This is a genomic window from Chitinophaga tropicalis (assembly GCF_009758205.1).
GTDB lineage: Bacteria > Bacteroidota > Bacteroidia > Chitinophagales > Chitinophagaceae > Chitinophaga > Chitinophaga tropicalis.
In genome coordinates this window covers 140,719-161,412 of sequence record NZ_WRXN01000008.1, presented here as the reverse complement: position 1 = coordinate 161,412, position 20,694 = coordinate 140,719, and the positions used below count along the sequence as shown (strand labels likewise).

Genomic DNA, 20,694 nt, shown 5'->3' with positions numbered 1-20,694 from the left:
GTTACCTAATGGGATTTAGAATGAAATCTGTAAACCTCCTGCAATACTTCTCAATGTGGGGAGTACCAGTGCATTGGCCGTCTCCGGATCTCCGACCTTATATCCGGTAATCGTAAACAGGTTCTGCGTCTTGCAGAAAATGACTGCCTTTTTAACGCCAAACCTGGATAGTAGTGATTTATTGAGAATATAGGAGACAGAAAGTTGTCGTAGTTTAAAATAATCGGCCCTTGAATAAGCCTCGCTGGAATTGATCATATTATTTTTATCAGCATAAACCTCTCCTGTAGGGAGGGTCGAGTACCGGGGAAATTGCGCTTTATCCCCCTGTTGGCGCCAACGGTCCAGCACTATATCCGGCTGATTTACCATCATGCCGGGAAGTAAATTGTTCAGGTAACCTGTAAACAGGTAATTGGGCGCCATTTGTTTCCTGAAATCACCCAATAACTCTATTGAAAGACTCTTATACTGGAAGTTGACATGAAGCCCTCCATAAAAGTCAGGATCAAGACTGCCTATTACTTCACAATCCTCCCTGGTATAAACTGAATCTTCATTTACATCTTTTAACCGGAAGAGACCCGTTTCAGGGTTAACCCCGGACGATCTCAATTTATTCAGCACATTTACAGGTTCACGAACAACAAATATCCCGTTGTAGGAAGATTTAGCAAGTTGATCAAAACGCAGCAACTTATTTTTCGGTACTGTCAGATTGACGCTCACATTCAGCTTCAGATCATCAGTTTTAATGATATCTCCGCTTAATGTTACCTCCAGCCCTTTGTTCTCTATCAGAGAATTGAAGTTCTTCAGAATATTGTTGAAACCTGTTTGGGCAGGTAAAGGATATTGAATTAGCTGATTGCTGCTCCTGTTAAGATAATAAGAGAATGATCCCAGTAAACGTCCATTAAAAAGCCCTAGCTCAACTGCTGCTTCCAGCTTCCTATTTTTCTCCCAGTTATAACGTGGATTATAAAGCGCGTCAGGAGAAAGGGTAGTAGTGTTCTGGTACGGATTTAATAATCTGGCAGACCACGTATCCAGGTATTTGTAATCAGCTATCTGGTCATTACCGGTTACACCGTAGCTTGCCCGTAACTTACCAAAACTGATGAAAGGCATGGAATTCTGAACAAGCTGCTCCTCCGAGAATATCCAGGCAGCACCGATAGCACCAAAATGACCAAGACGGTTTTCCGGGCTGAACTTACTGCTTCCATCCATCCGTCCTGTAAGATTGACTACATATTTGTTCAGCAGGTTGTAAGAGATCCTGCTGAAGAGCGCGCCATACCTGTATTCGCTTACGTTGGTGGTCTTATTGGAAATAGATGCCGCTCCATCCAGGGAATTCAGTAAGGCATCATTGGTATATCCCTGCCCTTCAATAACAGCATTGGTCGTACTGGCATATTGATAAGATGCTCCGGTCATCATCTTTATATTCCCTTTGCCAAGCTTTAGGGAATACTCTACCTGTGGCTCTGCAATGTAACTTCTGGAATTATTGTTACCGAAAGAAGCAATGCCGCTCCTCACATCATAAAGGAAGGGATTCTGAGCCGCTTTAGGAACTGTTGAATGCTCATTGGTCAGCATAACACTGTATCCCAGTCCGGCCCTGAATGAAAGATTGGGCAACAACGCATAGGAAAGGTGCATGTTTGCCAGATAGTTCTCTTTAGTGATCTTATATGTTTTCAGATAATCAGCCATCGGGTTCTGGAAGGGTTCATCTCCTTCAGACCAGTTTAACTGCCCGTCGCCATCATATAGCGATGGAGCGTTAGGGGGCAGATACATAGCTGCTAATGAGGCATTATAAAGTTGATTTTTATCTCTGGAGTAATTGCCGTACATACCAAGCTTGAACTTGTTATCGGCAGATCTGTGGTTAAGCGAAAAGCTGAGAGCTCCTTTCACGTAAGGCATATTTACAGGGAATACAGACGATTGCCTGTAATAGCTGCCCCCAAATAGCAACTGTGTCGTAGCACTACCTCCGGATACCGTAATATTGGCACTTGTAAAAGCCGCATTTCCTCCTGTCAGCAGTTTCGGCCAGTTCGTATATCGCGTGGTATCCCATACTTTCAGGTCCGGGGCATAGCTGTTTGTACCAGGCAAATGATCGGGAACAATATTGTCATTCTTAAAAGCTTCATTTCTCATTTCCAGATATTGAGCCGTATTCATCAATCTGGGACTGAAAGCAACATGGTCAACACCTGTCGTAATATCAGCACTTACTGTCGCTTTTCCCGCCTGCCCTTTCTTTGTTGTAATGAAAATAACGCCATTAGCACCCCGGCTACCATAAATAGCAGTTGCGTCAGCATCTTTCAATACTTCTATATTCTCAATATCAGCAGGATTAAGGCTGGTTAATGGACTTACACCGGCATCCATGGTCAGTGTTATGATCGAAGTAAGCTGATTCACATGCTGATTACCGAAAGGTAAGGGCACCCCATCAACAACAAATAGTGGATTACCCCCGCTAAGGAAGGAGTTTTGTCCTCTTATCCTGAGCTTCAGGGACGCACCGGGTAGCCCGCTGCTCTGTGATATAAGAAGACCCGGTATACGGCCCTGAAGAGGTATAATTGGATTACTTACTGGGTATAATGCTATTTCCCTGGCAGAAACAGACATAATGTTCCCTGTATTCAGAAGCATCGAAGTTGTGCCATAGCCCGTTGCTAATTGCTCAGTCAGATATTGGGGATGCGGTGTAAGCACTATCCGGATACTGTCAGGAGAGCTAACCCGGTATTGTTTCGCTTCATAACCCGTAAAACTTATTTCAAGAGTACGGTTGAGATCTGCAGTTCCCAGGAAAAATAGCCCGGCCTCATTCGTGAAATACCCTTTTCTGGTACCCTTTACTTTAATTGTAGCGCGCTCTAAGGGTTTGCCCTCGTTGTCTGTTACAATACCCTTTATAGCTGCTATCCCTTTGGGTTTTGTCGCAATAGCGTCCGGATTGGCCTTTTTAACAGGCTCCGGAGGCGAGTTCTTATGGGTAAAAGTAATAGTGACCATGTTTTTCTTTAATGACCATGTACAGCCTTTATCTTTCAGCAGGGTCTTTAATACATCTTGAAGTGGCTTGTGCTTCACATTAATAGAGAACCGCTCATTGACCGCAGGTACATCTCCTGCAGCATTCAGATATATTTTTGTCTGCTGTGAAATTTCTCCGAAAATGACTGGCAACGTTTCATCTTTAGCTGATAAGGTTACAAAGATCCTATCCAGGGACAAAACATCCTGTGCAGATAAGGTATTGGACGAAAGAAAACAGAGTAACAGCAAGGGATAAAATGTGCTGACATACCTCTTGGAAAGCCGCATATTGTTTGTAAAGATTTAGGTTTTGGTGTTAAATCAATATATAAGACACACCAGAATGTCAAAATGGGTTATGGGTACTTTATTTTTTTTATAACCTGTTGTTCTTACATTAGAATGTTCATTTTTCTCAAATGCTTATTGATATTGAGCTTGCAATGGAAATGTCAAAAAAGTTGTAAAAAATCGATGCGGAAATTTTTTTATCGATATCTCAGTGATTAATTTGCATCCTTTCCCCTCAAATAACTTGCCCCAAACCATTATAGTACTCACCAAACAATCTGGTCATGATCAGGCATACGGATCATGTAGTTCCTCTTATTAAATCACCAAATCAACCATGGAAAAAGAATTACAGGAAGATGCACAAATAGTCCAGGGTCTTAAAGATGGAAATCCACATGTAACCGGCCTGTTCTACCGGAAATATATGCCCCGTATTTTCAATTGGGCCCTTCAGTTTACAGGGGATCGATCAAGTGCACAGGATATAACACAGAATCTGTTTGCCAGGATTCATCAGAAATTGTCAAATGGGGAATCCGTAAATATTAAGGATAGATTGGACGGCTATTTACACAGAATAACCCGTAACGAATATCTGAATTATATACGCGGGAATAAAAGTTATAGCGAAAGAAACCAGGCATATAGTGAAGAGTCACTGCAGACAACAGATCCTGTTTGTATTGAAGAAAAAGAGCTTGTAACGCGTCTTGGAAAAGCGATAGAAGAATTATCTCCCAAAAGAAAGAAGGCCGTTCAGCTCATATTAATCAGAGGATTAAAATATAAAGAGGCCGCTGAAATTACGGGAACATCAGTTAATACCCTGAAAATACAGGTACGTGACGCAGTAAAGGAACTGCAGAATAAATTTAAACAGTTTTTTTTCTTATTCCTGTAATCTCTTTTTGATTTTAGTTGTGTCTAATAATAGTAGGAACATGAACAACATTGCACTATACATACGATCTCTCATTATAGCCGAAATAGAAGGGACAATCACTCCTGAGGAAAAGTATCATCTGGACCTTTTGCTGGAGGAACTCCCGGAGGCTAAAGATTTATCAGAATACCTGCATAAGGTATGGGATAAAGAAAAGCTGGAGGATTTGGCTATTGAAAGAATAAAAATTCTGGCAGCTGCCAGCCCGGATAGCAATAAAGTGAAAAGAATACCTAAAGTTGTAACTATAGTGACAACCGCAGCCGCCTGTTTACTTGGAATTGCAACATTCTTCTGGTTTCAGAAAGCTGGAAAGAACAAACCGGAAATCTCACTGGCAGAAGGACGCGATATACTTATCACTACAGGCAGGGATACGTTACAGCTGCATGGACGGACAATTACCCTGGACAAAGATGGATGGGTCGTAGATAGTAGTAAAAGTCCTACCCTGACAAAGGTTAGTATCCCCGTACTGGCCAGGAGAGAATACAATGGAAGCTCCGGAGAAAGTAGATTACTTCTTATTCATGTAATGAACCCGTTTCCGGAAAAGACTATCTCAATGCCCGCTATGAAAGAACAGAACGAAGACCTTACAGGGAAAAATTTAATGGGTCATAAAAAAGTATATCAGCTTTCCGGTGCTACTATACATGTACCTTCCGGAAGAGAATGTAGTGTGAATTTTGATGATGGCAGCTCTGTTCTTTTGAATGCCCATTCCAGGTTTACCCTGCTGGCGGAAGGAGAGAAGAGCCGGTCAGAGTTTTTTCTTATCGGGGAAGCTTATATCAATATAAAAAAGAATGCAGAAAGGCCTGTTATTATTCATTTACCCAACAGTACAGTAAATGTTTTAGGGACAGAGCTTAATATAAAAGGAAACGAAAAGGAATCAGTCACTTCACTGGTATCAGGCAGTGTACAGGTAACAAACGGAGATAATACTATTACTCTCAGACCCCGCTATCAGGCAATCTGCATTAATAAGAAGATGGAAGTGAAAGCATTTAATGCCGGCAATACAATTTCATGGATAGAACCCGTCAGTACCCTGAGCAATCCTTCAGGTACTGATATCGAAAAAACATTCCTGAAATGCTACGGCGTAAAATTAAATATTTCCCCGTCCGGACAAAGGAACTACCTGACATTAGCTATGGACAGGCGGGAACCTCCCGAAGAATTCCTGCAACGCTGCATAAATATGTACCCTGACCTGACATATTATTACAACAACGGAGCTTACTATTTAAAATAGGTTGGTTATTAAATATCCCTGAAAACCTGAACCTCAGAATAACTATAAGTTATTTTCTAACAAAGCCCTTTTGTTAACCTATTTAGCTAGGTTGAAAAAAGCCGGTAATTATTTACCGGCTTTCCTGGCTATTATTTTGAAAGTATCAGAACTTATATGCTACACTCGCCGCAAAATTTCTCGGCTTCTGCGGATTAACAGACCAGTAACCCGTATAATAAACCTTGTCAGTAATATTATTAACAGCAAAAGACACCCTGAATTTCCTGGCATTGTAAAATACACTGCTGTTCAGTAATGTATAAGACGGAAGTATAAACACTCCGGTAGCACTGTTATCGATCACCTTGTAATCACCTGCATAATTACCGCCTGCACCTATACCAAAGTTTTTCAGTATACCGGTGCTGAATTTATACGTAACCCAGAGATTAGCGAGGTGTTGCGGCCCTTGTCCGCCGGGATTTCTGCCTGGCTGTCCGTAAAAATCATTCTGATAGCCGGCAAGATTTCTGATATGATTATAGCTATATCCTGCAATAATATTCAACCCATGTACAGGGGCGGCATTTACATCGAACTCCAATCCGGTGCTACGTACCTTCCCGCCCTGCAGATAATCATAAAGCGGGTTGGCCGGATCGGGCATTACCCTGTCAGTAACCTTGATATTATAAAGGGAAAGCGTACCGGCTAGTTTCCCATCAAGTAATACAGCTTTAACGCCGTATTCAAACTGGTTAGCGTGTTCAGGTTTGAATGATTTTACACGGGCGTTACTGCCATCAACATCACTTATCTGCCTTGGCGCTACGTTAATGAACGCATTCATATAGTTGGCGAACAATGACAGCTTATTAGGAATAGGCTGATAAACGATGCCGAATTTCGGAGATACCGTAAACTGGTCATAATCATCAGACGGATCACCTTTCTGGCCCTTTGAATCAAAATAGTCTGCGCGTACGCTCACCATAGCCATCAGGGCAGAAGTGATGTTGAGTACATCTGAAAAATAGGCACTGTAATAACTGTTGGAAAGATCACTTCTTGAGCTATCCAGCGGAGCCAGGAAACTTTTCACAGATGCCATTGTCAGGTATACCGGAGCCTGCGGATCGCCGGTTTCCGGATCAAAATAACCTATTTCACCCTGTGGCGTTATATTCCGTCCATAACCCGATCCGGAACTGTTTTCAACAACCTGGCGGTGGTAATAATCCAGGCCTGCCAATAAGCGGTTCCTCAGCTTACCGATCTTGAAATCACCATTGAAGTTCTGCTGGATATCGAGCGACCGTGTCCTCTGATGCTGATATTGAAAATTCTGGTTGAACCATTTATCTCCCGGCGTAACGTCCCATATATAGGTATAGATACCGTCGGTTTTAACCCTCCCTGCAGATACTACCGTCTGTGAAGTCCAGCTGGAAGAAAGCTTATACAACATCTGGGCCTGCAGATTAAAACGCGGGTTTTTGATCGTAAGATCGTTGCTGGTGAATGACAGGTTGTTGTTCAGGTTCAACTCTCCGAGTGTCTTAAAATCCAGCGGTGCTGCCCTGTCACTATTAAAGAAAACAGGAGGTACAGCCCTTTTTTCTTCCAGTATTTCCGCCATAACGCTGAAGGACAGGCGGTCATTCACCTCATAGGCCAGAGAAGGAGCTACAAAGAAAGATTTTTTGAAACCCGCATCCTGGAAAGTGTTTTCAGAATGGAAGGCGCTGTTTAAGCGGAGCGCTATCTTTTTCTTTTTGCTCAGCGGCGTATTCACATCTATTGTTACCCTGTGCAGGTCCCAGCTGCCTGTATTATAAGCCACTTCGCCGCCAAAGGTATAATAAGGCTTTTTAGTGATGGTATTGATCATCCCGCCGTAACTGTATACACTGCCACCAAAAAGAGTACCGGAGGGCCCTTTGATAACCTGTATCTCTTCTATATTGGACGGGTCCAGGTTACCGCTGGTAATACCAGGCAACCCGTTTATCAGGATAGGTTGGGCATCAAATCCTCTCAGCGCAAAATAAGCGCCGCCATCATTGGCCCTGCCGGTCGATTCCCATGTCCTGGTAATGCCTGGCACGTTACGGAAAGCATCGTCATAGTTTGAAATAACCTGTTGCTTCATGAGATCGGCAGACACGGTATTATATACCTGCGGATTTTCCAGGTTTTCCAGTGGCATCTTAGCCGTGAACTTATCTTCTTTGTTAACATTCCTGGAAGAGATAGTCACCTCCTGGAGCTGTGCGGCGTTTTCTTTTAGCTCAAAATCAACTTTGCTTGTCTGTCCGGCTACGACTGTCACCTGTTTTTCCTCAGCAGTAGATACCAGGTTGGTTACAATAACGGTCCAGGTGCCTGCTTTCACGTTTTTGATTGTGTATTCACCCTGCTCATTACTGATATCTCCCCAACGGGCGTTCTGAACTCTGATAGTGACATAAGCGGCAGGCTTTCCATCACTCGTTGTGATGGTGCCTTTAATGGTTCCATTTTGTGCGTACAGGATATTGGCGCTCAATAGCGCTGTTATTAAAAGGAAAAAGCGATTAAGCATGGATGGGTAGTATTTGATCGATAGAAACAGTTTCAGCGCGCAAATTGGGGCTATTAACGACAGTACTGCAAACGGATCGGGAAAATCATTTACGCAATAGGGAAAAATTCCATTATTGCTCTTTTAGCCTGCCAGGTGCAACATCAAAAAAAATTTAAAACTGTTGCATTACTCATGAGTAATTACTGTTTACTTTTACGAAATCTTTGCTTAATTTACTGCAATAACCCTCTGTTCCATAACTATGCAACATTACAGCAAAACCTCACAGCCAGTCCCCGTTTCAAGCCGTTCAGCGGCTCAGGCATTACACGCTTCAGGCATTTCAAGACCTGCTGCAGATCCCTTGCAACTGAAGCACAATAATGGATATTTGGCCCGTAACATTATTCAGAGACATGGCCCGGGTTTTCAGAATACGACATATGTTGAAGCAGATAACGTTCACCTGGACAGGCATCTGGATGTATGGAGCCGGTATTTCCCTCAGGTGAATACCGTTGACGCTGTCAGAGGCATTGCCAGGCAATTATTTAACCTGACTAATCAGGAGGATTGGATAAACAATGGCGGGTCCTTTGCCGTAGACCACAGCTGGGGAGGGCAGACAGTGAGACTGGTCTGGGGGCTTGGTGGTATTACTTCCTGTTTTATAGTCGAGCCAAGGGCCCCCCGGGGAACACAGCAACGGGGAACTCAGCAGAGAGGGGCACAACCTCAACCTTCATACCAGCAGGTAAATAACTCACATCAGCAACCACAAACTATCTATCAGCAACCATATCCCTCATACCAGCAGGTAAATAGCTCACATCAGCAACCACAAACTACCTATCAGCAACCATATCCCTCATACCAGCAGGTAAATAACTCACATCAGCAACCACAAACTACCTATCAGCAACCTCAACCCTCATACCAGCAGTTAAATAACTCGCAGCAACAAACTACCTATCAAACAGGACTCGTTACCCACAACGGATATTACTGGACCCACGACTATAGCTCATGGTGGGATCCCGCAACAAACCTGTGGAGAGCCCGGATTGAACAGGGCCGTGATTGGTATTATGCATAGATCACTCAGCAATACCTCCCAAAAATAATTTTCATTAATCTTGTGCATGTGACATTTATTTCCTAATTTCAATTGACCCGGAATAAATACCATTGCTCCAAGTGTTCCAGTTGTTTGTGCGGGGATTGACAATTTCCTGTAATAATAATAGATCCACAATGAAAAATTACCTTAATTATCCATTACACTCCCATGTTCCAGATGCATTGAATACAATAAAAAATATCTGGTCGTAACCCATCCTCAAAGCCAGGATCGTTTACTTTTTTATTGCAACGCTCATAACCCGGACATCAGGATCACCTAAATCATGATCACCGATGAAGATTCGTATTGTTAGCTTGTTTACAGGCATGACATTTATTGTCGTTTGTATACTGATAGCTATTGTTCCTACTATATATATGCCATACTTAGCTGATGCCACGCAAAGTACAAAGCTCATCGCATCCCTCTTCCTGCTGGCAATAGCAACAGGACTTTGCCTCATACGTACTTTGTGCAACGATAATATTTATATACGGTTATCAGCATTAGATACATGTCTGCTGCTGTTATTCATTTACCTGCTCTTAAACCGCTTTATATCAGCTCCCCATGCCGGTTTCTCAATGCAGTTGTATGAGCTGACAGCACTTACCGCTCTTTATATATTAATAAGGACCTTCCCCACCGAATACCTTTCGTACCTGCTGCTGGCAATAGCCCTGGCAGGAGGTATACAGGGATTGCATGGCCTGCTGCAATTGTCAGGTATAGCCCCTTCTCTTCACAGCAGCTTTCCCGTTACCGGTAGCTTCTTTAACCCCGGTCCCTATGCAGGCTTCATGGTGGTAACAGGTATACTGGCATCAGGGATCTACCTGTATAGTAATGAACTGACCAGTAAAAGGAAATCCCTTTTCTCATATATCTCATTAGCAGCGTTAATAAGCGCTGCAGTGATATTACCCGCCCTGAGGTCCCGCGCTGCCTGGATAGGATTTGCAGTGGGAGGGATGTATCTCCTGGCTTACAGGTATAATATCCGTAACCGCATCGCATGTATGTCTGTTCCTGGGAAATACTTTGCAGGTGTTAGCCTGCTTATACTTTTAGCTGCAACCCTGTATGGTGCATACGGATATAAAAAACAGTCCGCAGATGGCAGGATGCTGATATACCAGGTATCTTTAGGTATTTTTAAACAACATCCGTTAGCAGGCGTAGGCTTCGACAGGTTCGGCAGTTTTTATATGGACGCACAGGCCGGCATGTTCAGGGAAACCGCCAATATCTCTCAATTTCAGCTGGCTGATAATACCTGTTACGCATTCAGCGAGCCCCTTCACTTCCTGGTAGAAAACGGCATTGCCGGCATGCTGCTGCTCCTCGCTTTGTTTATAGCTCTGGTACGCATAATGGTAGCAGAACAGCATATCCTCATTAAACAGTTATGCTTATCTGTACTGTTAGCCGGTTTCACTTTCGGGCTTTTTGCCTATCCCTCTTATATCCTTTCTATAAAGATCATCATGATAACCACTTTGGCTATACTGGCGCATATAGAAAAGAATACAGTATACCGGGTAAATGCAAATGTCGCAGTACCGGCCCTGCTGACCTGCCTCGTAGCCGCCGCATCCGGCGTATTACTGTCCGCACACCTCCTTATGGGCTTCAGGAACTGGAAGCTGGCCCGGAACAGTTATGAGAATGGATTATATGAAGAATGTATGGCAGAGTATAAAGCAGCCTACCCGGTATTAAAACATCATGGAGATTTCCTCATGCAATACGGTAAAGCACTTTCCATGGCCGGTAAATATGATGAAGCCATCAGCATACTGGAACAAGCCCGCCGGCAACTGAATAACACCATCATCGAAACCGCCCTGGGCGACTCCTATAAAGGAAAAAAAGATTACAGGGCGGCCGAAAGAGCTTATCTGCAGGCAGAAAATATGGTCCCCGGCCGCTTTTACCCGGCTTACCTGCTGATGAGGCTATACGATACCGCCGGACAGAAAGACAAAGCATTGCAAAAAGCAGAAGAGATATTATCCAAAAGCATAAAGGTCCCATCAAAGGCAGTAGAAGAAATCAAAGCTGCAGCACATGAATTGATCAATTCACAAAAAACAGCATCCACCCTGATTATTCACCCTTAAAAATGAATGTATGACCTGACAGGATCAAACACCCCCAGGGAACAGCCCGTTCCCCCTTTCACGAGAAAAACAAACATTTTAAACCCTAAATTAAACACAAAATGAAAAAGAAAGTAATCGGATTCTTCGGTATCATGGCCTTTTCTACAGGCGTTTTCTTCGCAACCAGCGCAGCTGGCAATATCAGTGACATCAGCCTGACAAGCCTCATCGGCGTAAGCGATGCAAACGCTGAATGCCAGAGCACCCCAATCAACAATGGCAGATGCAGCTTTACCGGCAACTGCTTCCCCAATCCCGGCGGACCGGTAGATTGTGACAGCACCAAAGGTTAATGATCCCTGTTTGGCCTGCCGCAGGCAGGCCAAACTACTCCAGGTAAAAAGTTCGAACTGAATCCAAACATGCTATGAAAAAAATCTTTTATTGTCTTTTTTCCCTATTTTATGCCCTGGTTTCCTGTTCCAGGGTTGCAGAGATAAAGAATAATGAGAAAGGCAATCTGAAAGCCACAGATAAACTGGTACTGGTGGCCGATAAAAAGTTTCCGCTGGACAGCGGCTCCGCAGCCAAACCCCAGCTGATACAGGTATATACTGATACAGCAGGCCGGCGAAGCCTCGTTTGCCTCAATACATTTACCAACTCACTGAACTTTTATGACTACGAAACACTTGCATTCACCAAAAGAGTAGCTTATGAAAGAAAAGGCCCGGACCAGATTATGATACCATTAGGATTTTATATAAAGAACGAGGATTCCACTTATGTATACAATGATATGCAGAATGATATGGTGCTGATAAACAGTAAGGGGAAAGTCCTCTCAAGAACTTCTGTGATCAATAACATGGACCCGAAAAAACAGGTATGGACACTCTCTTACCCGCAACACTATCCGCAAACAGTCACCCCCATCATGGAACTGTCCGGAAAACTGGTGCTGCCCGGGCAATTCATGTGGACTCTCCCCGATACCCTCATACATAAATTCAACTTTACATCAGTGATGAACATGCACGACAGTACCGTACAGTTCGTACATAATTATCCCGATTCTTTATATGGATTCAGCTACATCTGGGACGATCCTCTTTTCACCATGGTATTCTGCGATGCCGGACCAGGCAAAGACGAGATCATCTACAGCTTCCCCATCTCACACAACCTCTACATCGCCGATATCAGCAAACCCGGATACAAAGTAGTATACGGGGGCAGCAATGAGGCCGGTACCATCAGCTCTTTTGAGAAACCCGCAGACGGAAAGATATCAAGAGAAGCCCTGAATGAAAAAGCCTGTCTGACTGACCTCTACGGCGGTATCAAATACGATAAATACCGCAAAGTATATTACCGCTTCTTAAGAAAGGCATTACCGGAATCAGGTAGGAAATTAAGATGGGAGGATAAGGAAGTAACAGTTATCATCATGGACGAACACTTCAGGTACCTTGGTGAAACCAGCATCGGCACCATGCACGAGTTCTATCCTGAAAACGCATTCGTCACCAAAGAAGGACTGAATATAGAATACCTGGACGACAGCGATGTAGACGAGAAATTCATGAACTTTAAAATTTTCCAACCTCAAAAGATCTGACCCATGAAACAACATATTTTCCTCCTTATAATGATCTTATCCATGGCGATCAGCTCCTGTAAGAAAAGCGATACGGATAAGGAAAACGAAGCCATTTCTACAGGCATGGAAAAACTCGCCCTGAAGAAAAATACCAACTGGCTGGTCATCCTGCCAGGTGCTGGCTGTAAAGGCTGTATCCAGGAAGGAGAGGCCTTTATGCGCGATTTTATCGATAACCCACAGGTCATGTTTGTATTGACCAACACCAAATCTTTTAAGATCTTACAGCAAAAAACCGGTATCAGCCTGAAAGAGCACGATAACGTATACGTAGATAAAGACCGCCTTTTCGATATGCCTACCAACAACGCTATCTATCCATGCATTGTACAGCTGGATAATGGTAAACCGGTAAAACACCAGTTCCAGTCCCCCCAGAGCGGGCAGGCCTTCGAGGGATTAAGAGTAAAACTAAGTAATGATTAAAGCTGAGAAATACATACTCCTGTTATGCTTCCTGTTTGCCCGGCCTGCTGCCGGGCTTTCCCAGCATAAAGAAATGATGGACGGACTGGCAGAAAGGCTGCATGCCTTGTCTGACAGGGAACCGCAAACCAATGTTTACCTGAATACAGACAGGGGCATCTATGAATCCGGAGAAGACCTCTGGTTTAAAGGATACGTACTGGATGCACGTTCTTTCATGCTATCCCTGGCAGATAAGACCCTGTATGTAAAACTGCAGAAGATCGATAACGACAGCACCGTATGGGAAGAAATGTATCCCATCATGAACGGAATGGCAAACGGACAGGTATATCTTAACGGTGACCTGCCCGAAGGCGAATACTGTTTAAAAGCTTATTCAGCCAATTCGTTCAATAGTGGTCAGCCTGCATTTAATGCCCTCCGGCATATCCGTATTGTGAAGGATGCTTATTCTCTGCGTAAGATCGCCGCTGTCCGTTTGAAAGACACTGTATATACACCACTTCCGGTAAAGGATACCAGCATTGCCATACATCTTCTTAAAAATGAGCATGACAGCCTGCAACTGAAGATCACAGCCATCAATCATAAGCCGGAAAGGATCTTTCTGAGAGTGCAGCAGCGGGGCATAGTACAGTCCATCGCAATGGCAATGCTTGCAGACAGCCTGCTTATAACGCTTCCGGCGCAGAACACCCCACAGGGGATTGCCGCCGTCACCCTGTTCAATGAACAACTGAAGCCCCTGGCAGAACGGCTGATATACATGAACCCGGAAAAACGCCTGTACGTTGAATGTCAGCTCAGCAAAGAAACTTATGCAAAACGGGAGAAAGTATCCCTGCATATAAAAACGACTGATAAAGACGGTAAACCGGTGCCCGCAGTATTGGATCTGACAGTATTCAGCTCCTTTTATAACAATAACCTGGATAGCAAAGAGATCGATAATCATTACTATCTCTCCTCACAGCTCAGAGGCCGGATCTATCAACCCGGCCGTTATTTTAATGAAAAAGACCCTGGCCGCTTACAGCAGCTGGACCAGCTCCTGCTGGCCCTGGGCGCGAAAAGCTATACCTGGAACGAAGAAGAGATGAGAAAGAACATAAAGGATAATAACCCTCTCTTATCAGACAGCATTGCCGGCCGTTTGACAACCAAAAAGAAGAACGCCCGTGGCCCCCTGGTCCTGATGGCGTTTGACAGTGAAGAACGCTACAGCCAGGCAATTACAGTAGATATTAACGGCCGTTTCAGCCTGACCCCGGAGATCTTTTCAATGGGACGCCGCATCTACATAAAATCATTTGTAGAAAATGATCCGGAACAGAGAATAACTATCAATAACCCTTTTACCACCATCAGGGAAACAGAGAAAGCAAAAGGAATGAACTACCCCCTTGTCCTTGCAGACGAACAGAAAGATCCCCCCGCGCAGCTCCCCCCTGAAATAGGACCACTCAGCCAAACCCTTACCGGAGTAGAGATCACTGCTAAAGGCAGGTCCAGGTCCTGGCCCAAATACCTGGGTAAACTGGACAGCCTCGCCCGCATGGATGGTAATAACGACTATGTAGGTCAGTGTGGCATTCTCAACTGCCCTGCCTGTCATTCAGGCCGGAAACCGGAAGAAGGAAAGACATACAGTGAATATGTAGGTAACAGGAGGAACGAAATTTCTACCCATCCTTTTTCCTTCTCCGCAGGAGAAATGAGACAGGTAAAATATCATTACCATGACTACACAGAAGAAGAGCTGCTGCGGAAATTCAATCTTGCTGCCGCAAACGGGTATTATAGTCACCAGGAATTTATCCAGCCTGACTATGATAAAACCAATGATAACTCCTTACCCGATTTTCGCAGAACATTAATATGGCAGCCTGTAATCGTTACAGACCAGAAAGGAGAGGCCGTGATCAGCTTCTTTTGCTCAGACATTCCCGGCAGTTTTACGGGTAAAGTGGAAGGGATCAGTGACGGCGGACTACTTGGCAAAAACACTTTCACCTTGTACGTAAAATGAAGAAACTCATAAAAATATTTCTGATCGCTGTGCTGGTAATACTATTGACCCGCTCTTCATTTATTGACATATACCGGATTCCAAGCGATTCCATGCGCAACCTCCTGTACCGCGGAGACCTGATACTGGCCAATAAAACCACTTATGGCGGGATACTGTCCGGTATCCTTGCTACTCTCGGCATCCGCTCAGTCCCAAAACGGAATGAAGTATACGTCTTTACCATCAACCCTGAATATTACGGGCTCTTTGTGAAAAGATGCATAGCCGTACCGGGAGACGTTATACAGATCGCCGGCGGAATTGTATCCATCAACGGTCAGCAGGTAGCTGAAACCAATACCGTCAGACATCAGTATAAAGTATGGTATAATAACTACTCAATGACAAAAGAGAACTTTGAGAAAGGAAAAATTGACCTCGAAGAGAACGGCGGCATAAAATTCTCAAAATACCTCTTCATCGGACTGGACCTTTCTCAACTGCCCCTTGTTAAGAAAATGAAAGGGATTGATTCCCTCACAAGATATATCAGCACGAACGACTCCGTGAAACTTAGCCTGGACAGGCTGGGAATGAGCACCGAAATGCCTCGCCTTGCTGCATTGAAGATACCTTATAAAGGCATGAAGATCATACTCGATAAACAAGGCTATACACAATATGCTTACATTATCCGGCATTACGAAAATGCCGCTTTTGTAGTAAAGGATAGCAGCTTGTATATCAGCGGCCGTAAAACCGGCCATTATACATTTAAGAAGAATTACTATTTTATGATGGGAGATAACAGGGTCAATGCCATTGACTCAAGAGATTATGGCCCTGTTCCTGAAGATAATTTTGTTGGCAAATACCTGTATAAACTATAGCTACATGTTTCGTACGCCCATACTGTTTTCCCTTATATTCTTTTTATTGTTCCTTTCACAGGTAAAAGCCCAGAAAAGCGGACGCATAACCGGCATTGTACAGGAAAGCGCACAGCATACTCCTGTACAGCATGCCACAGTATCAGTCATTAACAGTAGCGACTCTGTGCTTGTCAGCTACCGGTTAACAGATGCCCGGGGAAGGTTCAGCTTTAATAACCTTCCTGCCGGTAAACAACTGACTATCCAGGTAAATGCCTGGCAGTATAGCATGCTCAAAAAACAACTTACGCTGGAAGATAACCAGCAGGATATTGACCTGGGAATATTTACATTAGAACAAAAGGTCAATCGCCTGGACACTTTTACGGTCAGCAGCATACGGCCGCCGGTATTGGTACGGAAAGACACGATAGAGTTTAATGCAGAATATTTCAGAACATTACCAGGTGCAGTACTGGAAGACCTGCTGAAAAAATTACCCGGTGTACAGGTAAGCAGCAGCGGCGTATCCGTGAATGGTAAAAAGGTCAGCCGCATCCTGGTAGATGGTAAGGTTTTCTTTGGTTCAGATCTGACAATAGCTGGCAAAAATCTTCCCTCAGATATCATCGAGGCAATACAGGTAATGGATGACCGCGAATTTGCTATCAGTAACCCGGATGTCAGGGAAGGAGAGACTCCCCAGGTCATCAACCTGAAGCTTAAAAAAGGCAGCAAAACCCGCCCGCTGGGCCGGTTTTATGGTGGAGCAGGTACTGAAGGAAGATATGAAATAGGCGGTATCCTCAATTACTTCAGGGATACCATACAGGCAAGTCTGCTGGGATACGGCAATAACATCAACAGAACAGGGTTCAACCCGGATGAAGCACGTCTTATCAGTAAATTTGAAAGTGGTGGATTAGGTGGTAACGATGCCGGCGTACAAACTTCCGCCGGCGCAGGTGTTAACCTGAATAAGACCTTCCGTAATGGCCTGATCGCCAATCTGCAGTATTTCTACGGAAAAGCAGACAACCGGCTGGACCAGCTGATGAACCGCAACCAGGTACTGGAAGAAGGGGCCCTCATTAGCCGTAGCGATCTGGCATATACTGACCGGAAATATAATCACCGGGTGAACGGCCGGCTGGAATACAATATAGACAAGACAACAAAGCTCATTGTCCAGCCATCGGTGCTTTTCTCCGGTTCCAGGTATCAGTCAGCATCGCATCTGCTTACATCAGATCAGGCAGGTACTGATATCAACCGCTCAGACAATTCACAGGATCAGAAAACTGATAACATCACCTATAACGTAGGCGCCTTGCTGTCACACGATTTTAAAAAGAAAGGACATTCCCTGAATGTAACCCTTGAAGTGAACGATGTCGATAACAGGAACAATCACCTGACCGCTGCCTATAATCAATTCTTTCAACCGGAAGATTCTACTTCTATATTAAACCAGAAGCGGCACACAGGCGTCGAAACATTGAACGGATATCTTTATGCCAGCTATAACAACCCACTCACAGAAAAGATAGCCCTGTATGCTATCCTGAATATAAGCTACTGGGATAAGACGAACAATTTATCTACTTACTGGGGAAATACGATCAAAGACCCTTCATTAAGTGAAAAGGTAAACCAGCTGGGTATTGGAACTATATCTACCATAGGGATAGAATACAAGCTGAAAAATGGCCTGTTGCTCAGACCTGGTATCTCCATGAACACTCTTTATATGCGTAACCGGTTTATCACTTACCCGGACTTTAACAGGCAACTCAATTTTTTATCGCCCGCATTGATTGTCCGGTATAAATCTGTTGGGCTCAACTACAGCCGTACAGCCCAGGCGCCGGATATGAGTTATCTGCAGCCGGTACCTGATAATACAGACCCCGTTTATATTAACAAAGGCAACCCCGAGCTGTTACCCACCCGTACAGATAACCTGGGCCTCGGTTTTTATAGTTATGATACCCGTAGAAAAATGAACTATAACTTTACCCTGCGTGGTAGCCTCCGGCATAACAGCGTGGTCAGCTCGCGCAACATAGACTCAAATGGTATCCAGGTGAACATGCCTGTCAATGCTGACCGGACTTATTTGTTTTACAGTAGTGGTACTATCGGGAAAGATTTCAAGAATACTGACAGGCAGATCGGCATTAACCTCGGTTATAGTGCACAGTATGAAAGAAGTGAACTGGTACTGAACCAGCAGCATATTAAAACCCGGCAGCTGACTGTAGGGCCCACCGTGGGACTACAGCTTAATCTTCATGATAAAATTGAATTCAACCAACGGTACAGCCTCAACATAAACACCAGCGGCTATGATGACGGATACCTGCCTGACCAGCATTTTACCAGCCACCTGACCGCTACAGAGCTGATCATCCGTTTCACAAGACATTTCGTTTTTGATACAAAATATGATATGATCATGAATCAGCAGATGACAGGTTTCAATAGCAATATCAGGTTATGGAACATGGGCGCTACTTTCCTTTTCATGAAGAAAGACCGCTTACAGCTGAAACTCTCTGTAAATGACCTCTTAAAGAGCAACGTGAACCGGTACAGGGTCATAGAGCAGAACTATACACTGGATGCACAGTATAATAACCTGGGCCGTTTCTTCATGGCTACCCTTAATTACAGGATATTTTAATAGCGCATGTATTGCCGTTCCTCTTCATTGAAAATAAATGGCCTGCCGCCAAATCTTGCATAAGGGAAATAGTCAGCATCAACCAGCTTGTACATAGTGCCACCAGGAAGACCATTGAACGTGATAGCGGCATGCTTTTTCTGTTTTATCACCTGGTTAGGATCTATAGTAAGTACCTTTATCTCGTTACCTGCTGACCAGTCCTGCAGGTCTTCATCCCAGTATATTACCCGGCATCTCTTTTTATAAAGATCAACCCGCACGAGCGACAGATCAAAAGAAACTGTGACCGATGTATCTTTTCTCATCATCAGCGGCTGGACCTTACCTGTTTTGGTAAGCAGGAAAGGAGCTCTTATAGTCCTGTGAAAAGTATCGCCCCTGAGTTGAATAGTAGCGTATAATGCCCCGGTCCCTATATTTTTAAAGACAGTAGAATCGCCCTGTATAACAGTTTCGGTGACAAAAGGCTTCCAGTAAGGGCCGTTCAGCACACTGATATACGTGCGTGTGGTATCTTCATGATGGTATACAAAGGTATAATCCGTTGCGTCTATATATTCAGTCGTGATATCGGTAACAGGTTTCCTGACAAAACTCCCGGGAGAGCTGAAGTTGTTTATCTCATATTGGTTCCGGTATGCCTTGATCAGCTTTTCATCATGGAAGGGGAGAGAGTCCCTCCGTGGATTGTCATAGACCGCATTCATGGGAACAAATTTGCCGGTCGAATCCAGTATGCTTAACCAGGAATGACCACCCCAGTTAGTATTGGCCCAATATGAGGTATACTCTCTTGTCAGCGGTACGCCTATAGCCCGCAACCAGTAGCCCAGCAGCATGTTCAGGTCTTCACAGCGGCCTCCTTTGGTGCATTTGAGCTCTGCCAGCGTAAAAGTACCGGGAAAGTAACTGATCTCGCCATGTATATAGCGATAACCCTTTTTCAGGCTGTCGTTTACAACAGAAGCCAGCTTCAGCCGGTCATGCGTATTGCCCGCCAGTTTAAAGATCCACCCGCTGTTCTCAAAAAAGTACTTTCTCCATTTCTGCAGGGGTTCATCATTAACGCGGTATGGCAAAATAAGCTCCTTGAACTGACTGAAGGTAAGAGACTTTGCCCAGGGCATTTCCCAGGCCCTGAAAGCATACTCAATATTCTCAATTATCTGCGGCGCCCTGATGATCTGCAGGTCTTCCACAAAGACCGGGTTGACATATCTGATCTCCCCGCAGTTCATGGAATCTTCATATTTGCTTTTCAATACGTTGATACTGTCTATGCCAAGTTCTCCCCTGAACACCTGGTAAGAGGTGATACCCCGGTTATCCCTCGGGGAATATTTAAAGTATCCTTTCCCTGGCATATTCTCTATGAGAAAAAGCGCAGCCTGCAACTTCAGTGAGTCCTTCGCGTCTTTTGAATAATGGTCTATTACCTTCTCCAGCTCCGACACATTATCACGGGCATACTTTAATGCTATGTCCAGTTTAGCTGAATGTGGGAAGTCCGGGCGGTTACAGGCATAAGCTAACACGGTACATATAACAATGGCAATGAGGGGTTTCATAACAGGGAGTTTATTTTATTATTGTTAAAATAAGGATTTTATTTTAAAAAAAATCAGCCGCGCGCAGTGCAAAAAAAATCCTCTCTCAAAAAATGAGTTTTGCCGAA

13 protein-coding genes are annotated in these 20,694 nt (G+C 44.2%); 10 read left to right on the top strand and 3 right to left on the bottom strand.

The genetic code is table 11. The annotated features are described in order from the left end of the window. Positions 1–15 precede the first annotated feature (15 nt). Positions 16–3,366 (bottom strand): SusC/RagA family TonB-linked outer membrane protein, encoded by a 3,351-nt coding sequence (locus GO493_RS18680; protein WP_157307750.1) that lies wholly within the window; start codon positions 3,364–3,366, stop codon positions 16–18. A gap of 340 nt (positions 3,367–3,706) precedes the next feature. Between GO493_RS18680 and GO493_RS18675 the strand changes: the two genes are divergently transcribed. Beyond that, positions 3,707–4,273, top strand: a complete 567-nt coding sequence (locus tag GO493_RS18675) for an RNA polymerase sigma factor (RefSeq protein WP_157307749.1) — start codon at positions 3,707–3,709, stop codon at positions 4,271–4,273. A gap of 40 nt (positions 4,274–4,313) precedes the next feature. Continuing rightward, on the top strand, positions 4,314–5,579 hold the full coding sequence (locus tag GO493_RS18670) for a FecR family protein (protein ID WP_157307748.1): 1,266 nt from the start codon (positions 4,314–4,316) through the stop codon (positions 5,577–5,579). A 145-nt stretch (positions 5,580–5,724) separates the two neighbouring features. Here the strand turns inward: GO493_RS18670 and GO493_RS18665 are convergent, their stop codons facing one another. After that, a complete protein-coding gene (locus tag GO493_RS18665) occupies positions 5,725–8,145 on the bottom strand; it encodes a TonB-dependent receptor (RefSeq protein WP_157307747.1) in 2,421 nt (806 codons plus the stop codon). A 244-nt stretch (positions 8,146–8,389) separates the two neighbouring features. Between GO493_RS18665 and GO493_RS18660 the strand changes: the two genes are divergently transcribed. From GO493_RS18660 to GO493_RS18625, 8 genes are all read left to right on the top strand, one after another. Further along, positions 8,390–9,223 (top strand): hypothetical protein, encoded by an 834-nt coding sequence (locus GO493_RS18660; RefSeq protein ID WP_157307746.1) that lies wholly within the window; start codon positions 8,390–8,392, stop codon positions 9,221–9,223. 320 nt (positions 9,224–9,543) lie between these two features. Continuing rightward, complete coding sequence (locus tag GO493_RS18655; RefSeq protein ID WP_157307745.1) at positions 9,544–11,373, top strand: O-antigen ligase family protein; 1,830 nt, start codon at positions 9,544–9,546, stop codon at positions 11,371–11,373. Between the two features lie 101 nt (positions 11,374–11,474). Next, positions 11,475–11,708: a hypothetical protein gene (locus GO493_RS18650; RefSeq protein ID WP_157307744.1), complete on the top strand. Its 234-nt coding sequence runs from the start codon at positions 11,475–11,477 to the stop codon at positions 11,706–11,708. A 74-nt stretch (positions 11,709–11,782) separates the two neighbouring features. After that, positions 11,783–12,976 (top strand): DUF4221 family protein, encoded by a 1,194-nt coding sequence (locus GO493_RS18645; RefSeq protein WP_157307743.1) that lies wholly within the window; start codon positions 11,783–11,785, stop codon positions 12,974–12,976. Between the two features lie 3 nt (positions 12,977–12,979). Then, positions 12,980–13,444: a hypothetical protein gene (locus GO493_RS18640; protein ID WP_157307742.1), complete on the top strand. Its 465-nt coding sequence runs from the start codon at positions 12,980–12,982 to the stop codon at positions 13,442–13,444. After that, positions 13,437–15,476, top strand: a complete 2,040-nt coding sequence (locus GO493_RS18635; protein ID WP_157307741.1) for a hypothetical protein — start codon at positions 13,437–13,439, stop codon at positions 15,474–15,476. Before GO493_RS18640 ends, GO493_RS18635 begins: the two co-directional genes overlap by 8 nt. Further along, a complete protein-coding gene (lepB, locus tag GO493_RS18630) occupies positions 15,473–16,348 on the top strand; it encodes a signal peptidase I (protein WP_157307740.1) in 876 nt (291 codons plus the stop codon). The genes GO493_RS18635 and lepB overlap by 4 nt, the downstream gene beginning before the upstream one ends. A gap of 4 nt (positions 16,349–16,352) precedes the next feature. Then, positions 16,353–19,016 carry an outer membrane beta-barrel protein gene (locus tag GO493_RS18625; RefSeq protein WP_198315757.1) on the top strand — a complete coding sequence of 888 codons (2,664 nt, stop codon included), beginning with the start codon at positions 16,353–16,355 and terminating at the stop codon, positions 19,014–19,016. Here GO493_RS18625 and GO493_RS18620 read toward each other — a convergent pair. Continuing rightward, positions 19,013–20,587: a transglutaminase domain-containing protein gene (locus tag GO493_RS18620; RefSeq protein ID WP_157307738.1), complete on the bottom strand. Its 1,575-nt coding sequence runs from the start codon at positions 20,585–20,587 to the stop codon at positions 19,013–19,015. The genes GO493_RS18625 and GO493_RS18620 overlap by 4 nt on opposite strands. Positions 20,588–20,694 lie beyond the last annotated feature (107 nt).